Genomic DNA, 22,394 nt, shown 5'->3' with positions numbered 1-22,394 from the left:
CGTCGATAAAGTTTTTATAAGTTCTCATCAGCTTGTGAAAGGTCAATAAGAGTAGTAAAAGGTAGTACTTGCTTGTATAGACTCTGAAACCGTAAATGAAGTTTCTGCGCACCGCAGTGATATTTCATGCACACAATGGCTGGTAAGGTCTTTTGTGTGCATTTTTTGTTTAAAGGTGTGGTATTATGGAGAATAAACTCAAGCTTTATGGGTTCAACAACCTGACTAAATCACTTAGCTTTAATATATATGATGTCTGTTATGCAAAGACAGCACGCTCTCAGCAGGAGTATATCGCCTATGTTGACGAGCAGTACAATTCTGAGCGTATAACCGATATAATGACTCATGTAACCGAGATGATAGGAGCACAGGTGCTCAGCGTTTCCCGTCAGGACTATGACCCGCAGGGCGCATCGGCTACCTTCCTTATCGCCGATGATACCATGATACCGGCGGGCGGTACGGAAACTGTGGCTCACCTTGACAAGAGCCATGTTACCGTGCATACCTATCCCGAATTTCACCCCGATACATCTATCGCCACTTTCCGTGTGGATATAGATGTTGCCACCTGCGGCAAGATAACTCCTCTTACCGCTCTTGACTATCTTATCGGAAGCTTTGATTCGGATATAATCACAATGGATTACAGAGTAAGAGGCTTTACCCGTAATCTTGACGGCGAAAAGCTCTTTATCGACCACGATATAACTTCTATACAGAATTATATCGATGAAAAGATACTTGATAAATACGATGCTGTGGATATAAATGTCTATCAGGCTAATATGTTCCACACAAAGATGCTTATAAAGGAGCTTGATCTCCAGAACTATCTGTTCAATACAGATGTGAACGAGCTTCCGCCGAGGCGCAGACTTGAGATAACCAATGCGCTCCAGCGGGAGATGATAGAAATTTTCAGCGGAAGGAACGTGTTCGGAAATGGCTGAGCTTTCCCAGGTAAATGCCCCTATATATGAGGCATTGAGAAAATTCCGACGCATGAGAGTAGTGCCCTTCGATGTGCCGGGTCACAAGCGCGGCAGGGGAAATATGGAGCTTACCGAGTTTCTCGGCGAGGACTGCATGAATGTTGATGTAAACTCCATGAAGCCGCTGGATAACCTGTGTCACCCCGTTTCCGTTATCAAGGACGCGGAAATGCTGGCGGCAGAAGCCTTCGGTGCGGCTCATGCCTTCTTTATGGTGGGCGGAACTACCTCTGCGGTCCAGAGCATGATAATGTACGCCTGCAAGGAGGGCGACAAGATAATCATGCCCCGAAATGTACACAGGAGCGCGATAAATGCGATAATCCTCACGGGAGCTGTTCCCGTTTATGTAAATCCCGATGTGAACCACAAGCTGGGCATCGCACTGGGTATGTCGGTGGCTCAGGTGGAGCAGGCTATACTCGATAATCCCGATGCTAAGGCTATAATGGTCAATAATCCGACATACTACGGTATATGCTCTGACTTGAAGAAAATTACAGAGCTTGCTCACGCTCACGGTATGCTCGTACTGGTGGACGAGGCTCACGGTACTCATTTCTACTTCGGCGAGAACTTCCCCGTGACTGCTATGGCGGCAGGGGCAGACTGTGCGTCGGTAAGTATGCATAAGTCGGGGGGAAGCCTTACACAGAGCTCTTTCCTGCTTATGGGAAAGAATATCAATTCCGACTATATGCGTCAGGTGATAAACCTTACACAGACCACAAGTGCTTCTTATCTGCTACTTTCAAGCCTTGATATTTCCAGAAAGAGACTTGCTCTCGGCGGACGGGAGATATTTGCTCAGACTGTGGAAATGGCTGAGTACGCACGCTCGGAGATAAACGAGATAGGCGGCTATTACGCTTATTCCCGTGAGCTTATCAACGGCGACAGTATTTACGATTTCGATGTGTCAAAGCTGAGTATCTACACTCTGCCTATCGGACTTGCAGGTATCGAGGTCTATGACCTTCTCCGCGACGAGTACGATATACAGATAGAATTCGGCGATATCGGCAATGTGCTGGCTTACATCTCCGTAGGCGACAGAAAACGCGATATCGAGCGCCTTATCAGTGCTTTAGCCGAGATAAAGCGGCGTTTTGGCAAAAGTGAAGCAAATATGCTCACACAGGAGTATATCAGCCCTGTTGTTGCGGAAACTCCGCGAAAGGCGTTCTACTCCACAAAGCGTTCACTTCCACTCGATGAGACAGCAGGGGAGGTTTGCAGCGAATTCGTAATGTGCTATCCGCCCGGAATACCGATACTCGCTCCCGGAGAGCTTATTACTCCCGAAATAATCGAGTATATAAAGTATGCCAAGGAAAAGGGCTGTCAGATGACGGGAACCGAGGACCTCAGCATCGAAAGGCTGAATGTCCTTGATATATAAGGGGTATAAATCAGTTTTAAAGCAATGGGGTATTAATTTTTAGGAGGATATTTTTATGAATATGAAGAAGATAGGATTACAGATGAATATACTTATGGCGGTTACGCTCAGTTTCTGCCTTTCGCTTATAGGTACGCTCTCATCAGGACATTTCACAGTGCCCGCATTCCTTATAAGCTTCGTAATAAGCACGATCATAAGCTTTATTATAGGTATGATAGTTCCAATGAAAAAGGTTGAGGACGGTCTCGTGAGCAAATGCAACCTTCAGCCGCACAGCCTTCCTGCAAGACTCCTTTCTACACTGGTATCAGACTTTATCTATACACCTATTCTTACATTCTCAATGGTGTTCATGGCTTACAAGCAGGCTACCTCACACGGTCAGAAGATGCCGTTCGTACCTGTGTTTATCAAGTCACTTATAATCAGCCTTATTGCTGCATATATCGTCATCTTCATCGTAACACCTATATTCCTTAAATTCGTTATGAAGAAGAATGGTGTGTCAGGACCTCCTGCTGGCGGTCCTCCTGCTGACAGAAAATAAATATAACGGCTTTGTAGGGGGCGATGCCCACATCGCCCCGATTAATTTTCATCATTTAGCGGGCGGATGTAGGCATCTGCCCCTACAATCAGTTTATGGGCTTATTGCTAACGGCTCAGGTAAAAATACAGCTATGCTGTATTTTTATCTATAGGAGGTATAGTATGGAATTATGGTTCACGGAGAGACATACTCCGAATGTTAAGTTTTCAATAAAGGTGGATCATCAGATTTACAGCGGAAACAGCGAGTTTCAGCGCATAGATATTTTCGACTCAAAGGAGTTCGGACGTTTTCTTACTCTTGACGGCTATATGATGCTGACGGAAAAGGACGAATTCATCTACCACGAGATGATAACCCATGTGCCTATGGCTGTTCACCCAAATCCTAAGAATATACTTGTTATAGGCGCAGGCGACGGCGGTGTTGTCCGCGAGCTCACACGCTATCCCTCTGTCGAGAATATCGACCTTGTTGAGATAGATGAGCTTGTTGTTGAGGTCTGCAAGAAGTACCTCCCTACAACAGCCTGCCGCTTTGATGACCCGAGAGTTCATGTTTACTATGAGGACGGCGTTAAGTTCATTCGCCGCTGTACAGATAAATACGACGTTATAATCGTTGACTCCACAGACCCCTTCGGTCCGGGAGAGGGACTTTTCACAAAGGAGTTCTACGGAAGCTGCTTCAAGGCACTCCGTGAGGACGGTATCATGGTAAATCAGCATGAAAGTCCTTTCTATGACGAGGACGCAGCAGCTATGCAGCGTTCGCACAAGCGCATTGTGGAGAGCTTCCCCATAAGCAAGGTTTATCAGGCACATATCCCTACTTATCCGTCGGGACACTGGCTTTTTGGCTTTGCTTCAAAGAAGTATCACCCCACCAATGATTATAACGGCACAAAATGGAGTATGCTGGGCTTAAAGACCAGATACTATAATCCAAGACTTCACGTAGGTGCATTTGCACTTCCGTGCTATGTAGAGGAGCTTCTCAAAGATGTTGAATAAGAATATACAGACCTTTATCGCCTGCGATGCTGAATACGATGACGCTAAGGTAGTCCTTTTCGGTGCAGGCTTTGACGGCACTACAAGTTTTCGTCCCGGTACTCGTTTTGCTCCTTCGGCAATAAGAAATGAAAGCTTCGGTATCGAGACCTACAGTCCTTACCAGAACAAGGATATGACGGATTACAGCTATTTTGACAGCGGAGATTTAGAGCTCCCCTTCGGAAGCACTGAAAGCGTCATAGCCGATATAACTGACCGTGCGGATATTATACTTGCAGATGAAAAAATCCCGTTTATGATAGGCGGCGAGCACCTTGTTACTCTCGGCTCTGTAATGGCTGTGAAGGAAAAGTACGATGACCTTTATATCGTTCACTTTGACGCTCATGCAGACCTGCGCGACGATTATCTCGGTCAGAAGCTCTCTCACGCCTGTGTATTAAGACGCTGTCATGAACTTGTTGGCGATGACCATATCTTCCAGTTCGGTATCCGCAGCGGCGACCGCGAGGAATTCTACTTTGCGGACGAGCATACGGAGATGCATAAATTCAGCTTCGACGGACTTGAGGAGGTAGTTGAAAAGCTCAAGGGCAGGAATGTTTACTTCACACTTGACCTTGATGTGCTTGACCCGTCCATATTCCCGGGGACGGGAACTCCCGAGGCTGGAGGAGTCACCTTCGATGAGCTGAGAAAGGCTGTAACTCTTGTTTGCAGCAAGCTCAATATCGTTGGCTGTGATGTGAATGAGCTCAGCCCTGTTTACGATCAGAGCGGAGTTTCTACAGCAGTTGCCTGCAAGATCATAAGAGAAATGCTTCTTGCCCTTTCATAAGAGGTGCAGTGAATGGATAACAATTCCAATGGATATGAGCCAAATAACAGAGGCGTTGCCGTGAAGCTTGGAGCTATTATCGCTGCTGTCGTGATATTTTTCGGCATTGTTGCAGGTCTGGCATTTGTGGCAATAAAGAATTTGATAAACGGCGCAGTCAAGCAGGATACTTCAATATACAACGTATCTGTAACAGCTGTCATATCCGAGAACCGTGAGCATGAAAAGGTCACTGAGGACAGCAGATCTATAGTCTATACGCCTGTTTATCAGTACGAATACAACGGCAGGACCTATAACGTTGAGGGCAGTGTAAGCTCAAACATAATAAAATATAAGGTGGGCGAAAAGGTTGAGGTGAAGATATCCGAAGGTGACCCCGGTAAGATGTACGATCCCGAATACAACCGAAACAAGGTCTTTAAGGATATAGAACACGAATTTTCGATCTTCTGGCTCGTGATAATAATAGTACCGCTTGCAGTTGTTGCTATAGCTGTGATCGCGGTATGTGCAGCAATGAAGAAAAGATCGCAGAATAACGTATATATAACAAACGTCAGCGATGAAGATGCTGAAGATCCGAATGACGACTACAGGTGATAAAAATGAATATATTCAGAGCGCAGAATGCCTCGGGACTTGCGGACATACGCATTAAGTATCTTCGTGAGGACTTTCCCGAAATGACAGATGCCGAGGCTGCAAAAATAAAGGCAAGGCTTCCGCGGTATTACGCGGATCACCTTAACTGTGACCTCTTTGCTTATCTTGCAGAGGACGGCGGAAAGCTGGTTGGCTCGGCTTTCCTTACAGTAAGGGAGATGCCGCCAAACCCGAATTTCCCGAGAGGACGAGTAGGAACGGTACTCAATGTGTTTACCGATGCGGACTACCGCCGACAGGGAATAGCTACAGAGCTTATGGAACTCCTTATCAAGGACGCTAAGACTATGGAGCTTGACTATATCGAGCTTCAGGCTTCCAATGACGGATATCCGCTTTATAAGAAGCTTGGCTTCGAGGATAAAAAATCACCATTCACACCGATGAAGCTGAACATTAAATAGAGGAAAACATGGTTGCAGGTATTATTTTTGTTATAATCATAATTTTATTTTTCATATTTTCTATATCGTTTATATTTCTTATACCCATGCTTTTCGTGGCTATCGGTGTTTATTATTTAGTAAGCAGATACAAGCTTTTTAAAAAGTGTACGGAAAGTACGGACGCAACAGTAGTTGATGTGATATCTAAACGGCACGAAGGTGAAAATGGAGATTATTACACCGAACACCCTGTTTTAGAGTATTACTATTGCGGAAATGTATATAAACAAGCGTATGATACCGCTTCGGCAAAGAAGTATCCTGTAGGTACACATTTAGAGATCAAGGTAGATCCTGATAATCCTTGTGATTTTTTTCATGCAAAGGAAACGGCATCTTTTATAATATGGAGCAGTATACTTATTATTTTTCCGATTTTTATAATGATATGTATGATAAAATCAATGTGAGATACGAAGGAGTATGTCTGATAGAATGAAAAGATTATTTAAATGTTTCAGTTTGGGAGGAATAGTATTCCTGCTGATTGGAATTCTGTTATTGATCTCAGGTTACTTTTTGAATAGTTCATCAGTCAGAAATAAAAAAAGATGTACTGTTGAAACTGAAGCTGTAGTTGAAAGGATAATCAAAAAACGTGACGATGACGGCTTTACATATACTCCTGTATATTTGTATAATTATGAGGGCAAATCTGTAAGAGTAAACGGAACCGAAAGCAGCAGATGGATTTTTGATGAAGGTGAAAAGGTCAAGATATTTGTTGCCCCTGACAAACCGAATGTAATATATTGTTCAAAGGAAGGACACCAAAAAATCTTATCATTGTAATTTTGATGATTTTCGGAGTGATTTCCATTGCTGTTGGAATAATAATTATGAAAGGTAATTATTCGGATAGTATGCAAAATACCAAAGATACGAGAAATTAAAAACGGGAAAATGTATTGTCATCGGCTGAGAAGGAGTTGCTTCTCATATCAATGAAGTTGATACTATAAAGCAGGTGAGCCTATGGATTTAGAAAAAATACTGGAAAAAGGTCTTGTTATTTTTATTGCTTTGGCAGCAATTGCGTTTTCAGTTAGTATACTTTTCTTGGTGTTAATGAGCGCAGTGAAAGAAAAGAAAAAAAGAGCAAGATGTACCGAAAGAGTTGTTGCGGAAGTAATTCATTTTACCGATGTTTCTTTTTATGACAGAGAAAAAGATACTACATATTCAGAGCGTGCGCCTGTATATGAGTACAGCTACAAGGGCGAATTATGCAGATGTACAGGCAAATGCAGCGGCTCGTGGATAAAAAAGAAGCCTGCGGGAACTCATGTCGAGCTTCTGGTAGACCCTGAAAATCCACGCTCCTTTATCTGTCCTGAGGAAGAAAGACACGGCAGAATTCAGGCAATAAAAGGGATATGTATATTTGTCGGGGCTGTAATGCTGGTTGTGCTGGGAATATACCTGACAAAAACTTATTTGGAAAGCTTGTCTGAGTTTTAGTAAATACAGATGTTATTCATATAATAAACATAAATAATATTATTAAAGATACGGAGGAATTAAAAAATGGGAAAATGTATGATCATCGGCTGCGGAGGCGTAGCATCAGTAGCAATCCACAAGTGCTGTCAGAACAGCGAGGTATTTGAGGGCATTATGATAGCAAGCCGTACTAAGTCAAAGTGCGACGCGCTGAAGGAAAAGCTCCAGCCTACAACAAAGACTGTTATCGAGACTGCACAGGTAAACGCAGACAATGTTGACGAGCTCGTTGCTCTTATCAACAGCTATAAGCCAGATGTAGTGCTGAACCTTGCGCTCCCATATCAGGACCTTACAATAATGGACGCTTGTCTCGCTACAAAGACACACTATGTTGATACAGCAAACTACGAACCTCTTGATACTGCTAAATTCGAGTACAAGTGGCAGTGGGCATACCGCGAGAGATTTGAAAAGGCTGGCATCACAGCTCTCCTCGGAAGCGGCTTTGACCCTGGCGTTACAGGAGTATTCTCCGCATACGCAATGAAGCATCAGTTCGATGAGATAAACTACATTGATATCCTCGACTGCAACGGCGGCGACCACGGTTATCCGTTTGCTACAAACTTCAACCCTGAAATAAATATCCGTGAGGTATCTGCTAAGGGCAGCTACATCGAGGACGGCAAGTGGGTAGAGACTGAGCCTATGGAGATAAAGCGTGTTTACAACTTCAAAGGCGTAGGTGAGAAGGATATGTACCTTCTCCACCACGAGGAGCTTGAGTCTCTCGCGCTCAATATCAAGGGCATCAAGCGTATCCGCTTCTTTATGACATTCGGTCAGAGCTATCTCACACATCTGAAGTGCCTTGAAAACGTAGGTATGACATCTATCGAGCCTATCATGTACGAGGGCAAGGAGATAGTACCTCTCCAGTTCCTGAAGGCTGTACTTCCCGACCCTGCATCACTTGGTCCGAGAACAGTGGGCAAGACAAATATCGGCTGTATCTTCCGCGGAAAGAAGGACGGCAAGGATAAGAACTACTACCTCTACAATATCTGCGATCATCAGGAGTGCTACAAGGAAGTTGGCTCACAGGCTATCTCCTATACAACAGGTGTACCTGCAATGATCGGTGCTATGATGATAATGACAGGCACATGGAAGAAGGCTGGCGTTTACAATATCGAGGAATTCGATCCCGATCCGTTCATGGAGGCTCTCAATAAGTGGGGACTCCCATGGGAGGAGGACTTTGATCCTACTCTCGTTGACTGAGATGAGAGCTAAAAGACTTATAGTTTTTGCTCTTTTTGTACTGTATGCAGCCGCTGTGTATTATCTGCTATTTTATATCAGGAGCAGTATGCTGAACTTTTATACCTATGGTGAATACTTTCGTGAGAATACCAACTTCGTGCCCTTTCGCACAATTATTGAGTTTGTAAGGTATTTTCGCGCAGACGATGCAGTTTACGGAGAACTGTCCTTTGACAATCTGTGGGGCAATCTTGCTGTATTTATGCCTGCGGGGATATTTTTCCCTGCTCTATGGAAGAAGCAGCGCAGCTTTGGTGTGTTCGCACTTACAATTACGGCAGTTATCATAGGTGCGGAGATAGTTCAGTTTCTTACAATGCGCGGAAGCTGCGATATAGACGACTTTATCCTGAATATTTCGGGAGCGTTCATTGGCTTTGCCTTTACAAAGCTGAATATAGTAAAAAAGCTGATATTTACGGATATCAGCTTTTAATAAGGAGAATAGAAAAATATGAAGTGTCTCGGAAACCTTAAAAAGGTAATGACAGCTGCTGTTGCAGCAACCATGCTTATGATGGTGGGCTGCGGCAATAGTTCATCGAACAAGAAAAATAATGAACCGACTACAGCAGCAGGACAGTCAGGAAATACTATCATTATCACACTCAATGCGGAGCAGGCTCCGATAACCTGCGAGAATTTTGAAAAGCTTGTAAAAGAAGGCTTTTATGACGGACTTATATTCCACCGCGTGATCGACGGCTTCATGGCTCAGGGCGGCGACCCCGAGGGCACAGGAATGGGCGGAAGCGAGAACACCATAAAAGGCGAATTCAAGGCAAACGGTGTGAACAACGAGCTTTCGCACCAGCGCGGAGTAATATCAATGGCTCGTGCTCAGGATTATGACAGTGCCTCCAGCCAGTTCTTTATATGCTATACGGGAAATTATACTGCTGATCTTGACGGCTATTATGCTGCATTCGGAAACGTTACCGAGGGTATGGAGGTAGTTGAGGACTTTACAAGAGTTCCCCGTACACAGGGCGGTGACGGAAATATGTCAAAGCCGACAACACCTATCGTTATGGAAAAGGTCGAGATGATCGAACCTGATGCAAATGGCTGGCACAGAGTAAAGATCACCATGAACAACTTCCTTGAATAAGCCTATGTTTGATTATACTAAAATACCGACTCCCTGCTATGTTGTAGACGAAGCGGCTCTTATACGGAATATGGAGATACTCCGCGGAGTTTCACAGCGCACGGGAGCTAAGATACTACTTGCTCAGAAGGCTTTCTCATGTTATCATGTCTATCCCCTTATGAAGGGATATCTGGACGGAACAGCTTGCAGCGGACTTTTCGAGGCGAAGCTGGGATATGAGGAAATGGGAAAGGAAAATCATGTCTTTTCGGCAGCCTACCGCGAAAGCGAGATCGACGAGATAATATACTACTGCGGACATATAATCTTCAATTCCTTTAATCAGCTTGACAAGTACCGTGATCGTGTGCTTGCTGCTGGAAAGAAGATAGGACTCCGCATAAATCCCGAGTTTTCGACTCAGGAGGGGCATGAGATATATGACCCGTGCTCACCTAAGTCGCGTCTTGGCATTACACGGAAAAACTTCCGTACAGACGACCTTGACGGCGTTACGGGAATACATTTTCATACGCTCTGCGAGCAGAATTCCGATGACCTCGAAGCTACTCTTGACGCTGTGGAGGAGAAGTTCGGCGATGTGCTCGAAAAAATGGAGTGGATAAATTTCGGCGGCGGACACCATATTACCCGTGCCGATTACGATATACCGAGGCTTGAACGCTGCATACGCCGTATGCAGGAGAAGTACGGGCTTGAAGTTTTCCTCGAACCGGGTGAGGCAGCCGCACTGAATGCAGGCTGGCTTGTAACGGAAGTCCTTGATATCACGGAAAATGATATGCCTATGGCTATACTTGATACCTCCGCAGCCTGTCATATGCCCGATGTACTGGAAATGCCCTATCGTCCGCCCCTTGTGGGTTCGGGTGAGAACGGCGAGAAGAAGTACAGCTACCGACTTGGCTCGCAGACCTGTCTTGCAGGTGATTCTATCGGAGAATACTCCTTTGACGAGCCGCTGCATATCGGTGACAGGCTGGTATTCGGTGATATGGCTATATACTCTATGGTCAAGAACAATACCTTCAACGGTATGCCTTTGCCGTCAATACTCCTTCTGAAAAAGGACGGCAGCTTCGAGACTCTGCGCAGTTTCGGCTATGCTGATTTTAAGGAGAGACTGTAATGACTAATATTTACTTTGTGCGTCATGCACAGCCCGACCATACCTGCTCCGATGCGGCAAATCGTCCGCTTACAGAGGAGGGCATGAGGGATACTGCCGAGGTAGTACGTGCAATGAAGGATATCCGCATTGACTGCGCTGTTTCAAGTCCCTATAAGCGGAGCTATGATACCATAAAGCAGACCGCAGACGAGCACGGACTTGATATAATTATTGACGAGAGACTGCACGAGCGTATCAGCGGAGCAAACAGCAATAATCCCGAGATGTTCCGTAAACGCTGGGCAGACCTTAGCTTCTGTGAAAGCGACGGCGAGTGCTTACAGTCGGTAATGGACAGGAATATTGCCGCAGTAAATGATATGCTTGACGCTCACAGAGATGAGAATATTATGGTGGGAACTCACGGAACTGCACTCAGCACTATACTCCACTACTACGACAACAGCTTCGGAGCAGATGATTTTATGCGTATCATCGACTTTATGCCATATATTATCCGTATGGGATTCGAGGGCAGGGAGCTTGTTGAAAAAGAGGAGATACTAATAGTCGCAAAGGAATATAAAGGCGGAAAGAACCATTAAAAAAGGACAGCGTAAGCTGTCCTTTTTTAGCCGTTAGCCCTTAGCCTGTAGGGGCGCACATTGTGCGCCCCGCAAGCAACGATGCAAGTGTAAATGACATACTGTAGGGGCTGCCTTTGGCAGTCCGCGAGCAACGATGCAAGTGTAAATGACACAATGTAGGGGCTGCCTTTGGCAGTCCGCAAGCAACGATGCAAGTGTAAATGACATACTGTAGGGGCTGCCTTTGGCAGTCCGCAAGCAACGATACAAGTGTAAATGACACAATGTAGGGACTGCCTTTGGCAGTCCGCGAGCAACGATACAAGTATAAATGACATACTGTAGGGACTGCCTTTGGCAGTCCGCAAGCAACGATGCAAGTGTAAATGACACAATGTAGGGACTGCCTTTGGCAGTCCGCGAGCAACGATGCAAGTGTAAATGACACAATGTAGGGGCTGATGTGGACATCAGCCCCTACATACGGGCGTTCAAAATGCGGGACGTCGAGGACACCGTCCCCTGCAAATGGCTCAAATTTAGATTTACAGGAATATATATTTGAGCACAAACAGTACTGCAAGGATATACATAATAGGATTTATCTCCTTATATTTCTTGCAGGCGAGATTTATCACAACGTATGAGATAACGCCGATAGAAATGCCCTCGGAAATGCTGTAGAACAGCGGCATTGCGATAACGCAGAGATATGCAGGTATAGCTGAGGTGTAATTCTTCTCGTCAACCTTTATTTCCGATACTGTGCTGAACATGAGGAAGCCTACAAGTATCAGCGCAGGAGCAGTTGCAAATGCAGGTATAGATATGAATATAGGAGCAAGAAGCATGGAGAACAGGAAAAGTACAGCAGTAGTAAGAGCTGTAAGACCTGTTTTGCCGCCTGCCGCCGCACCTGCGGACGATTCAACAAAGGTAGTAGTGGTAGAAGTACCAAGCACAGCACCTGCGGTAGTTGCAACAGCGTCAGCCATAAGAGCAGGCTTTATTGCAGGGAGCTTGCCGTTTTTGTCGAGAAGTCCTGCTTTGGTGCTTACGCCGATAAGAGTGCCGAGAGTGTCGAAAAGGTCAACAAAGAGGAAGGAGAACACTACAACAGCAAAGTTGAAAATACCGACAGCGTTCATATCCACATTGAAGCACTGACCGAATGTCTTGCTTATAGATGAGAAGTCGGTCATTTTGAATGAAGGGATAAGAGAGAAGACACCATTATCCGCATCGGGTATATAAAGTCCTGTAATTTCGCAGAGAATACCAAGTATCCATGTTACGAAGATACCGATAAGGATAGCCCCCTTTACTCTTTTTATGTAGAGCACTGCCATTATAAGCAGTCCGATGACAGCAAGAAGTGCGCAGATACCTGTGGTATTGAAGTTTTCACGGAAGTTGGTAAGCTTTACGAGAGTGGAGGAGCTTACTGCAAGTCCTGCATTCTGGAGTCCGATAAAAGCAATGAAAAGACCGATACCAACGGACACCGCACGTTTCAGCGAAAGGGGGATAGCATCGAAAATAGCTTCCCTGACCTTTGTAAGCGAGAGGATTATGAATATGATACCTTCGATAAATACCGCAAGGAGAGCCACCTGCCAGGAATATCCAAGATTATCGGAACCGCATACGGTGTAAGCCATATAGGCGTTAAGTCCCATGCCTGCGGAAAGAGCAAAGGGAAGGTTTGCCATGAATGCCATGCAGACCGTGCCTATGAACGAAGCAAGACAGGTCGCAAGGAGCACAGCGGTAGAGTCCATACCCGTACTTGAAAGGATACTCGGGTTTATGGCAAGGATATACGCCATAGTCATAAAGGTGGTGATACCTGCCGCAATTTCGGTTTTTACGTTAGTTCCGTTTTCCTTCAGCTTAAACAGTTTTTCGACCATATCCGCCACCTCATTCACTGAATTCTGCTATATACGGCAGATTTCTGTAAAACTCGCCGTAGTCCAGACCATAGCCTATAACGAAATAATCGGGGATAGTGAAAAGGGAGTAATCAGCTTTCAGCTCCACAATACGGCGGTCGGGCTTGTCAAGGAGAGTCATTATCCTGAGAGAAAGGGGATTTCTCACGCCGAGTATTTTCTTTATCTCGTTGAGAGTTCTTCCCGTGTCGATGATATCCTCCACAATGATAACGTGGTACTTGCTGATATCGTGCTTTAAGTCCATAGTTATCTCAACGTGACCTGATGATACAGTACCCTCGAAATAGCTCTTTGCCGCCATGAATTCTATTTCACATGGAACTGTTACTTCGCGGCAAAGGTCAGCCATGAACACGAAAGCTCCCTTTAATATGCTTACAAGGAGTATGGGTGAACCGTCGTAAATTGAATTGATGTACGCACCTGCCTTTTTCATTGCCGTGCGTATCTCGTCCTCGGAAATGAGGACGCGCTTGATCTTACTTTTCCATTCTTCTGCGCTGTCAAATTTCATAATGATCCTCCTGAGTAGTAATAGCAGAAATAATTATCCAATTTTATTATACCATTATGTAAACTATTGTCAATAAGAAAATAAGAAAGTAAGTAAGAAATTTTTCTTAACGTTGATGATAAGGCTTTATTTAAGGGTATTTTACCCAAAGAGAGTAATGCACCATTGTACATATCCACAAAAATGAGTGTAGATTTTATGAGCATATTTACATTTTGTAGTGAATGTGTTATAATTATGGTATATAGGTGCATATTCTGCGGCGGCTGTTCCCTGTAGGCTGCGCGAGTTGCGCTAAGGTAATTAATTTCATGCTGAGGGTCGCGCTTTAGGCAGCGCAGATCCCGAAAATTCCAAAGGAGTGATAATAATGGTGGACAGAAAACGAAAGCTCGGTCTACAGATCATTTCGTTCGTTTCAGCCATGATCGTATTACTGGCATCGCTTGCCGTGATACAGCCATTGAGATCCGAGGCGGCAGGTACAGACCTGTATGTAGGATACTCAGGCAGGAACAACAACTTTTCCACAGTGCAGGCGGCTGTTGACAAGGCAGCAAGCCTTAATCCCTCATCGGAGGCGACCCGTGTTACCATACACATTGCCCCCGGTACTTACAGACAGCAGGTAATCGTACAGACCCCCTACATTACATTCGTAAATGACGAGCCCAGCAAGGGCGACGCAGTCCTTACGTGGTATTACGGCATCGGCTATAAGTATTACAGTGCAAACTCAAAGGGCTATTACGACGCTAATCTTGCAAACGCAAAGAGTGGCAAGAACGTTGCAAATTACCGCTGGGGCGCAACTGTACAGCTATGGCCAAAGGCTACAAACTTCAAGGCAAAGAATATCGTTTTCGAGAACTCCTTCAACCGTTACATCACTCAGGAGGAGCTTGCCGACGGAGTTGAGCTCACAGGCGATACCTCAGTTACAAAGATAACTCAGGTGAGAAACAACTGGACAGATGCCAATTCAAAGGCTGCAACAGAGCGTGCGGCAGCTCTCTCGGTAGATACAGGGTATGCCGAGTTCCTTAACTGCAAGTTCCTGTCAAGTCAGGATACACTTTACACAGGCGGTTCACCGCAGTATTACAAGAACTGCCTTATCGAAGGTCAGACAGACTATATCTTCGGCGGCAGCAACGCTGTATTCGACAGCTGCGAGCTTCGCTGGAAGGGCTACAGCAGCGGCTCTGTAGGCGGCTATATCACAGCTGCAAGAGAGCAGGGAAGCCCTTATACAGGCTATCTCTTCAAGGACTGCAAGGTAACTGCAAACTCACAGCTCACAGTAAGCGCAGGCTATCTTGGCAGACCGTGGGGACAGACCGCAAAGGTGCTCTTTGTGAATACAACTCTCCAGAACGGCAATATGATAACAGGTGCAGGCTGGACTTCAATGAGCGGCGTACAGCCTGAGAGCGTTGACGGCTTCAAGGAGAACGGTACAAAGCTTTCAAACGGTCAGAGAGTAGACCTTTCACAGAGAAAGGGTCATATAGTTTCTGACAATGACGCTGCAAATATCAATATCAAGAGCTATATGAACAACTGGACTCCTTCGTTCCTTAACGGTGAAGGAGATTCGAGCGGAAATAACGACCAGCAGCCTTCAACCAACGTTGAGGGTGCAATAAAGACCTGCGGCGGCTGGTTTGAAACAGCCTTTGTTGAGTGGGACAGCTCAAAGATAGGCAATAATGTAAAGGTAAGCTATGCACCTGCGGGTTCTTCAAGCTATACGGCAGTTGACTCTGCACTCATAAGAGGTACAAGAGTCGATATCCCCGGATTAAAGGGCAATACTGAATATACAGTGAATATTCAGGGCTCAAACGGCTCGGCAGGCTGCAATATCAAGACAATGGCATATGACCGCAGCGGTTACGCTCACTGGAACAGCTCGGAGGGCATAGGTGCTTACAATAATGACGGTACGCTTAAATCAGGCATTACTGTCATCTACGTTACAAACTCCACTAAGGATACTGTAACATGGGGCGGCAAGACAGGTCTTTACAATATCTTTAATGCAGGTCCAAGCAATGTCTGCTTCAGACTTATCGGCACTATCGACGTACCTTCGGGTGCAAAGCCTAACAACGGTCAGCAGAACGACGGCTCGAATATGCTCTACATGAACGGCGGCAAGAATGTTACCGTTGAGGGTATCGGCTATGACTGCAACCTTAATAAATGGGGCTTCGACATGAAGCACAGCACAAGCTGCGAGGTAAGAAATCTCTGGCTCGGACAGTATCCTGATGACGGTATCTCAATGTCGGGCGGAAGCACTTCAAAGTCCTATCATATATGGGTACACAACAACACTATCGAAAAGGGCTACAACGCTTACGCAGGCAACGGCATAGTTGACGACGATAAGGCAGACGGCGACGGCTCTCTCGATATCAAGTGGACTGAGAATGTAACAGTTTCCTACAATGTATTCAAGGACGCGCACAAGACCTCACTTGTAGGCGGCGGTACTTCACACGAGCAGGACTGGATAACCTATCATCATAACTGGTTCAACAATACCGAGTCGAGAAATCCCCGTGCAAGAGTAGCTCACATTCACAGCTACAACAACTACTTCTATAATAACAAGCAGTACGGAATTGCTGCTTCACACAATTCAAAGATATTCTCAGAGAACAATTACTTTGAGAATACAAAGCTCCCGCTTGATGCCGTAAATATGGGCAGTGACCCGTATTCAGGCACTATCAAGTCGTTCGGCGACAAGTTCGTAAGCTGCGATATGGGCAGCGGACTTGCTTATCAGATAGTTAATTCAAGAAATGCACAGGCTTACATCAATAACCTCAAGAGCGGCGGCGACGGTTACGATAACTTCGATACAAATTCATCGAAGATATACAGCAGCTATAACATTCAGTCCGCAGATGCTGCTAAGTCCGAGGTAATTGCTAATGCAGGAAGAATGCAGAACAAGGCATACAATGCAGGAACAGTTTCTGACGGCAGCGGCACTGTAGTGATTATTGAAGAGCCTATAAAGAGCAATCTTATCTCTAAGTTTGAGACAAAGGACGCAAGCTACGGCGCACAGTGGTCTATCGTTGAGAGCTTTAGCGCAGGTGACAAGGCTTTCGGCGACCGTGAGCACGTTATCGCTTCTGTACCTTCTGTTATAAGCGGCGGTGAGCTTATTCGCACAGCCTGCAACTCAAAGAATACAGACTCCGACCTTGCAGTGCTTACAGCTGCTAAGGATATCACAGTATACGTAGCTATGGACGAGAGAGTTACATCTGTACCTTCATGGCTTTACAGTTTCCAAAAGCTTAATGAGATCGTTGAAATAAACGACAGCGAAGCAGTAAGACCTTTTGACGTTTACGCTAAGGAAGTAAAGGCAGGAGAGACTCTTACTCTCGGTACTAACGGTATGAGCGGGGCTTGTATGAACTACATTGCTTTTGCTAAGGAAACACCTGTGGTTACAACTACTACCACGACTACAACTACGACAACAACAACTACTACAACCACCACCACAACAACACAGCCGCCTCAGGGACTTGCAGGCGATGCAAATATGGACGGTACGGTTGATCTTTCGGACGCTGTTCTTATAATGCAGTCGCTGGCTAATCCTAATAAGTACGGCATAAACGGTACAGACGAGCATCATCTTACCGATCAGGGAGCTGCAAACGCAGATGTAGAGGGCAGAAACGGCATAACCTCAAACGATGCCCTTGCAATACAGCGTTATCTGCTCAGACTTGTGGATACACTTCCGATCAATTGATAAAACAAGCGTTTGTGACATAAAAGTTCAGCCCCGAAGTGATTTGAACATCGCTTCGGGGCATTGTTATAATCTAAAAAACTTACAATAAAAAAGGCTGCACAATTGTGCAGCCCTGATATATTACTGATTATTCAGCGTCCTCAGCAGGAGCTTCCTCAGCATCGTCATCTTCGTTCTCAAGAAGAGCACGCATAGAAATGCTGATTCTCTTTGACTCCTCGTCGATGTCGATGATCTTTACATCAACCTCGTCGCCTACTGAAAGAACGTCCTTGACATTCTCTACCTTCTGATCAGCGATCTGTGAGATGTGGATAAGACCGTCAACGCCGTCGATGATCTGAGCAAATGCGCCGAAGCTTGTGATAGAAACGATTGTAGCCTTAACTACGTCGCCTACCTGATACTTGGACATGAAGATCTCCCAAGGATTGTCCTCAGCCTTCTTGAAGCCGAGAGAAATTCTGTTAGCTTCCTGATCGAGATCCTTGATGTATACCTCAAGAGTATCACCAACGTTAACAACTTCGCTTGGGTGCTTGATTCTCTTCCATGAGAGCTCTGAGATATGTACCATACCGTCGATGCCGCCGAGATCAACGAATGCACCGAAGCTTGTGAGTGACTTAACCTTACCTGTGTAAGTCTTGCCAACCTCAGCTGTCTCCCAGAATCTTGCCTTAGCTTCTTCCTTCTTAGCGTTCTGAACAGCCTTGATAGAACCAACAGCTCTCTTTCTACCGCCCTCAGATACTTCGATAACGATGAACTCTACCTTCTTCTTGAGGAGCTGATCGAGATCTGCGCCTCTTGGAAGTCCTGTAAGTGAAGCAGGGATAAATACTCTTACGCCGAGAACTGTGAGAGTAACGCCCTTATTAACTACGCTCTGAACAACACCTTCGAGAACTGTGCCTTCCTGCTGAGCCTGAACTATCTTCTCATAGCCAGCCTGCTCGTCAACCTTTCTCTTAGAGAGAGCAGCTGTACCCTCAGCGTCGTTTACCTTGATTACAACAAGATCGATCTCGTCGCCAACGCTGACGATGTCAGAAGGCTTCTTTGAAGGATCATCTGTAAGGTCATCAAGTGAAACATAGCCTGTGTGCTTTGTTCCGAGGTCAACGATAACTTCTGTATTATTTACAGCGATAACTGTGCCTTTAACTTTCTCTCCTGTATGTATTTTTTTGAATGACTCGTCGATAGCCTGAGCGAAATCGATCTCCTCATCCTGATTAGCTGCAAGAATTTCATTTTCTGCCATTTTGGTTTGTACCTCCTTGATTATATAGGCGGGGGTTGATGCGCCTGCAGTGATGCCTATTCTATCGGCATTTGGAAGCTTTAAAGACCGAAGCTCGTCCGAATTCTCTATATGATACGTTTTACAGTAGCGGCTGCATACTTCGTAAAGCTTGACAGTATTGGAACTGTGTCTGCCGCCTACCACAAGCATGATATCCGAGTTTTTTGCAAGCTCGGCAGCGTCAGTCTGACGCGCGTCCGTTGCGTTGCATATCGTATCGTATATGACAATGTCGGGGTCGTCCTTCGGGATCACGTTTAAACACTCACCCCATACTACTATATTATACGTCGTTTGCGCCACAATTGCAAGCTTTTTTTGCAAATTTTTATAATTTTTTTCAAAAAAGGCTTTTAGCTCAAAGTTGTCCTTGAAAACAAGGCAATTTTCGTCACAATGACCAACAATACCCTGTACCTCAGGGTGATCCTTATCGCCTGCAATAAGGATAAAATAGCCTTCTGCGGACTTTTCAGCCACTATCTTATGAATACGGGATACAAAGGGACAGGTAGCGTCAAGCATTTTATTGCCTTTAGCCTCTATCTGACGGTAGATATCACTGCCTACGCCGTGGGAGCGTATGACTACTGTCTCATCGGGAGCAAGCTCGTCAACGGAGTTGATTATCCTTGCGCCCTTTGCCTGCATATCGTTTACAACGTCCTGATTATGTATGATAGGACCGAGAGTAGCAACGTGGGTATTCTTTTCAAGCTCGCCGTAGACCATTTTCACGGCTCTGTCAACGCCGAAGCAGAAGCCTGCGGACTTTGCAACAGTTACCTTACTCATTGCTTTCGTTCTCCTTTGTTTCAGTCTGTTCCTCGGGCTCGACCTCAACTAAGAACTTGATATCTGCCATATAGCGGTTCTTGAGCTTTACAAGCTGACGGGGATTTGGCTCGTCGCAGACCTCGCAGTATTCAGCAGGGTCTATGGGAGCGCCGAATTTTAAGGTTATGGGAGTGCGGAATTTCAGCTTTTCACCGTAGCATATTCCGGACGGTACTATCTGCTTGCCCGAACGTGCTGAGATAAGCGCAGCACCTGTGTGACCGCGTCCCACCTTGCCGTCCTTTGAGCGGGTACCCTCGGGGAATATCATAAGGCTCCTGCCGCTGTCAAGTCTATCGACGGAGGTATCTATAACGCCTGTATCGCCCTTTCCCCGTACAACGGGGAAGGCTCCGAGAGAGCGTATGAGCCACGCAAAGAGCTTGTTGCGGAAAAGCTCCTCCTTAGCCATGAAGGCGAATTTTCCCTTTGCCCATGCTCCCAGCATAGGAGGGTCGGCGTTGCTTCTGTGGTTGCAGGCGTAAATGACGGTTGTATCCTTAGGGATATTTTCCCTGCCCTCTATTGTCATTTTATACATTACGCGGAAATAGAGTCTTACCAGAAACTTAACTATGTAATACATAGGCTTCTCCTTATTTTATCCTGTCGGTGATTATCTTTACGATAGCAGCAGCGGACTCCTCTAAATTAAGCTTTGTAGTATCAACGAGGACAGCGTCCTCAGCCTGCTTCAGGGGAGCAGTCTCGCGGTGCATATCCTGATAGTCGCGCTTGATGATGTCGTCAAGTATCTCCTGATATGTGGGGCAGTTGGGCTTTTCTGCAAGCTCCTTGTAGCGGCGGTTTGCACGCTCCTCGGCGGAGGCTGTGAGGAATATCTTCACATCTGCATTTGGCAGAACTACCGTACCGATATCGCGTCCGTCCATGAGAACGTTGTTTTCGCGGGCTATTTTCTGCTGAGTCTCGAAAAGATAGGCTCTTACAGCAGGGATAGCGGAGGTGCGTGAAGCAGCCATTGATATTTCGGGTGTTCTTATAAGGTCGGAAACATCTCTGTCACCGAGGAAAACTCTCTGTGCGCCGTCGATGAATTTAAGGGAAACATCAGCCTTTTCCAGAGAAGCTTCGATTTCCTCGTCGGCGATGTTATTTTCTGTGATATAGAGCGCGATAGTGCGGTAGAGCGCACCTGTGTCAACGTAGATGTATCCAAGCTCCTTTGACACCATTTTGGCGATAGTGCTTTTTCCTGCACCCGCAGGTCCGTCGATAGCGATGTTGATAGTTTTCATAGTTTTACTCCTTTATTTATAAAGCATAGATGCTTTTTTTATTTTCTGTTCAGGTATGTTTTGCGGAATTTCCGTATGCTGAGTATCAGCATGAGAAGTCCAAGTGCTATTATTACTATTCCGCCGGGGACTGTCTTTTTCAGTGTCCAGATACCTGCAATGAATATGCAGACGAAGAAAGCCGCAAAAAACAGTATTGTCAGACCTATTAGGATATAGCGTAAAGGCTTTGGTACTTTTGGGCTCTTGCTTGCTTCGTAAATAATCTCCATTATAAGTACAACGACCAGTCCGAAAATATGCTCCATAACATCACCTGTCCTTCAGAAGCTGATATACCGAGATGACAAAATCGGTAATTATTACGGCTGATATGGTGAGACCTGCGCCGACGCATACGGGCTTCGGCAGCTTTTCACTGAGCTTTCCCGAAAGAGGGTGGAGCACATAAAAGTACGCCACGGCAAGGACTCCGAATATGGCGCTTGATATAAGGCTCGACCTGTCAAGTATGGAGAAATACCAGCTGTGATAGGTCCAGAACTGCTTGTGGAAAAGAAATTCCAGCAAGTAAGCAGAGCCAAGCTCGAACAGCGTTGTGACTACAAGTGCAAACAGGAAGATGAAAACGGGACTGCGCTTCTTTTCTCTCAGCATAGCCAGAAGAATGAAGGCTCCCACAGAATAGATAGGTACTATAGGCAGGTGGAGTATGCCGCGATTCTCGAAATAGTGATTTATGACAAGTGTTATGCCTACCTCGTACAGCCAGCCGATAAAGCCTGCAACTACGAACTCAAATACATATCGGAAGAAGTTCCGTGAATTTATCTTTTTCATGGCGTTCACTTCACTTCCGCACCGAATGGCATGAGAGCCAGCTTGGCAAGCTTGAACATCTGTACACCGAAGGGAGCACCGATGATGGTTATACACAGCACAACACCTATGGCGGCAAACTCTGCTGCCATAATAAGTCCGCCGAATATGAGCCACAGGATATTCACAAGAAGGCTCACGGTTCCGCCGCCGTACTCAACGTGCTTGCCGAATGGCATAAGTGAGAGCTTTGCCATTTTGAAGCACTGCCTGCCTATCGGTATGGTAACTATAGGCAAACACCACAGCAGACCGACTAAAAACCAGCTGAGTCCGCTCCAGAAGCCTCCGAAAATGAACCATAATAAATTGCCAATACATCCCATAATATCATTTACC

The 22,394-nt window shown here is 45.6% G+C and carries 24 protein-coding genes; 16 read left to right on the top strand and 8 right to left on the bottom strand.

Annotated features, from left to right (window positions below):
- Positions 1 to 185: 185 nt before the first annotated feature.
- The 15 genes from speD to BUB28_RS06205 all read left to right on the top strand — a co-directional run bounded on the left by speD (position 186) and on the right by BUB28_RS06205 (position 11,521).
- Positions 186 to 956, top strand: coding sequence for an adenosylmethionine decarboxylase (gene speD, locus BUB28_RS06275; RefSeq protein WP_072949889.1), 771 nt, complete (start codon positions 186 to 188; stop codon positions 954 to 956).
- On the top strand, positions 949 to 2,400 hold the full coding sequence (locus BUB28_RS06270; protein ID WP_072949888.1) for an aminotransferase class I/II-fold pyridoxal phosphate-dependent enzyme: 1,452 nt from the start codon (positions 949 to 951) through the stop codon (positions 2,398 to 2,400). The genes speD and BUB28_RS06270 overlap by 8 nt, the downstream gene beginning before the upstream one ends.
- Before the next feature lie 55 nt (positions 2,401 to 2,455).
- Entirely contained in the window at positions 2,456 to 2,950 is a 495-nt protein-coding gene (locus BUB28_RS06265) for a hypothetical protein (protein WP_072949886.1), read from the top strand.
- 164 nt (positions 2,951 to 3,114) lie between these two features.
- Positions 3,115 to 3,966 (top strand): polyamine aminopropyltransferase, encoded by an 852-nt coding sequence (gene speE / locus BUB28_RS06260; protein WP_072949884.1) that lies wholly within the window; start codon positions 3,115 to 3,117, stop codon positions 3,964 to 3,966.
- Entirely contained in the window at positions 3,956 to 4,807 is an 852-nt protein-coding gene (gene speB / locus BUB28_RS06255; RefSeq protein WP_072949883.1) for an agmatinase, read from the top strand. The genes speE and speB overlap by 11 nt, the downstream gene beginning before the upstream one ends.
- Positions 4,808 to 4,819: 12 nt before the next feature.
- Positions 4,820 to 5,410, top strand: coding sequence for a DUF3592 domain-containing protein (locus BUB28_RS06250; protein WP_072949881.1), 591 nt, complete (start codon positions 4,820 to 4,822; stop codon positions 5,408 to 5,410).
- 5 nt (positions 5,411 to 5,415) lie between these two features.
- Positions 5,416 to 5,877, top strand: a complete 462-nt coding sequence (locus BUB28_RS06245; protein WP_072949880.1) for a GNAT family N-acetyltransferase — start codon at positions 5,416 to 5,418, stop codon at positions 5,875 to 5,877.
- A 95-nt stretch (positions 5,878 to 5,972) separates the two neighbouring features.
- Positions 5,973 to 6,329, top strand: coding sequence for a DUF3592 domain-containing protein (locus BUB28_RS06240; RefSeq protein WP_207647085.1), 357 nt, complete (start codon positions 5,973 to 5,975; stop codon positions 6,327 to 6,329).
- 25 nt (positions 6,330 to 6,354) lie between these two features.
- Positions 6,355 to 6,711, top strand: a complete 357-nt coding sequence (locus BUB28_RS06235) for a DUF3592 domain-containing protein (RefSeq protein ID WP_072949876.1) — start codon at positions 6,355 to 6,357, stop codon at positions 6,709 to 6,711.
- Between the two features lie 276 nt (positions 6,712 to 6,987).
- On the top strand, positions 6,988 to 7,380 hold the full coding sequence (locus BUB28_RS06230; RefSeq protein ID WP_242939947.1) for a DUF3592 domain-containing protein: 393 nt from the start codon (positions 6,988 to 6,990) through the stop codon (positions 7,378 to 7,380).
- 66 nt (positions 7,381 to 7,446) lie between these two features.
- Positions 7,447 to 8,649: a saccharopine dehydrogenase family protein gene (locus BUB28_RS06225; protein WP_028517030.1), complete on the top strand. Its 1,203-nt coding sequence runs from the start codon at positions 7,447 to 7,449 to the stop codon at positions 8,647 to 8,649.
- A 1-nt stretch (position 8,650) separates the two neighbouring features.
- Entirely contained in the window at positions 8,651 to 9,127 is a 477-nt protein-coding gene (locus BUB28_RS06220; RefSeq protein WP_072949873.1) for a VanZ family protein, read from the top strand.
- 18 nt (positions 9,128 to 9,145) lie between these two features.
- A complete protein-coding gene (locus tag BUB28_RS06215; protein WP_072949871.1) occupies positions 9,146 to 9,802 on the top strand; it encodes a peptidylprolyl isomerase in 657 nt (218 codons plus the stop codon).
- A 4-nt stretch (positions 9,803 to 9,806) separates the two neighbouring features.
- Positions 9,807 to 10,934 (top strand): carboxynorspermidine decarboxylase, encoded by a 1,128-nt coding sequence (nspC, locus tag BUB28_RS06210; protein ID WP_072949980.1) that lies wholly within the window; start codon positions 9,807 to 9,809, stop codon positions 10,932 to 10,934.
- A complete protein-coding gene (locus tag BUB28_RS06205) occupies positions 10,934 to 11,521 on the top strand; it encodes a histidine phosphatase family protein (RefSeq protein WP_072949869.1) in 588 nt (195 codons plus the stop codon). The genes nspC and BUB28_RS06205 overlap by 1 nt, the downstream gene beginning before the upstream one ends.
- Before the next feature lie 527 nt (positions 11,522 to 12,048).
- Here the strand turns inward: BUB28_RS06205 and BUB28_RS06200 are convergent.
- Both BUB28_RS06200 and hpt read right to left on the bottom strand, forming a co-directional pair.
- A complete protein-coding gene (locus BUB28_RS06200) occupies positions 12,049 to 13,416 on the bottom strand; it encodes an NCS2 family permease (protein ID WP_072949868.1) in 1,368 nt (455 codons plus the stop codon).
- Between the two features lie 10 nt (positions 13,417 to 13,426).
- Positions 13,427 to 13,975: a hypoxanthine phosphoribosyltransferase gene (hpt, locus tag BUB28_RS06195; protein WP_072949866.1), complete on the bottom strand. Its 549-nt coding sequence runs from the start codon at positions 13,973 to 13,975 to the stop codon at positions 13,427 to 13,429.
- Between the two features lie 370 nt (positions 13,976 to 14,345).
- On the opposite strand from hpt, the gene BUB28_RS06190 reads away from it, so the two are divergent.
- Positions 14,346 to 17,768 (top strand): pectinesterase family protein, encoded by a 3,423-nt coding sequence (locus BUB28_RS06190; RefSeq protein WP_072949864.1) that lies wholly within the window; start codon positions 14,346 to 14,348, stop codon positions 17,766 to 17,768.
- Positions 17,769 to 17,898: 130 nt separating this feature from the next.
- Here the strand turns inward: BUB28_RS06190 and BUB28_RS06185 are convergent, their stop codons facing one another.
- From BUB28_RS06185 to BUB28_RS06160, 6 genes are read right to left on the bottom strand one after another with little or no spacing between them, the layout of a single operon-like run.
- On the bottom strand, positions 17,899 to 19,875 hold the full coding sequence (locus BUB28_RS06185) for a bifunctional 4-hydroxy-3-methylbut-2-enyl diphosphate reductase/30S ribosomal protein S1 (protein WP_072949863.1): 1,977 nt from the start codon (positions 19,873 to 19,875) through the stop codon (positions 17,899 to 17,901).
- Positions 19,868 to 20,503 carry a lysophospholipid acyltransferase family protein gene (locus BUB28_RS06180; protein ID WP_072949861.1) on the bottom strand — a complete coding sequence of 212 codons (636 nt, stop codon included), beginning with the start codon at positions 20,501 to 20,503 and terminating at the stop codon, positions 19,868 to 19,870. Before BUB28_RS06180 ends, BUB28_RS06185 begins: the two co-directional genes overlap by 8 nt.
- 10 nt (positions 20,504 to 20,513) lie before the next feature.
- Entirely contained in the window at positions 20,514 to 21,176 is a 663-nt protein-coding gene (gene cmk, locus BUB28_RS06175; protein ID WP_072949860.1) for a (d)CMP kinase, read from the bottom strand.
- A 38-nt stretch (positions 21,177 to 21,214) separates the two neighbouring features.
- On the bottom strand, positions 21,215 to 21,484 hold the full coding sequence (locus BUB28_RS06170; protein ID WP_072949858.1) for a hypothetical protein: 270 nt from the start codon (positions 21,482 to 21,484) through the stop codon (positions 21,215 to 21,217).
- 4 nt (positions 21,485 to 21,488) lie between these two features.
- Positions 21,489 to 22,016, bottom strand: a complete 528-nt coding sequence (locus BUB28_RS06165; protein ID WP_072949856.1) for a putative ABC transporter permease — start codon at positions 22,014 to 22,016, stop codon at positions 21,489 to 21,491.
- Between the two features lie 5 nt (positions 22,017 to 22,021).
- Positions 22,022 to 22,381 (bottom strand): YccF domain-containing protein, encoded by a 360-nt coding sequence (locus BUB28_RS06160; protein WP_072949854.1) that lies wholly within the window; start codon positions 22,379 to 22,381, stop codon positions 22,022 to 22,024.
- Between the last annotated feature and the right edge of the window lie 13 nt (positions 22,382 to 22,394).

Origin of the sequence: Ruminococcus flavefaciens (assembly GCF_900143025.1) — a bacterium.
GTDB classification, from domain to species: domain Bacteria; phylum Bacillota; class Clostridia; order Oscillospirales; family Ruminococcaceae; genus Ruminococcus; species Ruminococcus flavefaciens_I.
Note: the sequence above shows the minus strand (reverse complement) of the source record. Positions and strands in the feature narration are given on the sequence as shown.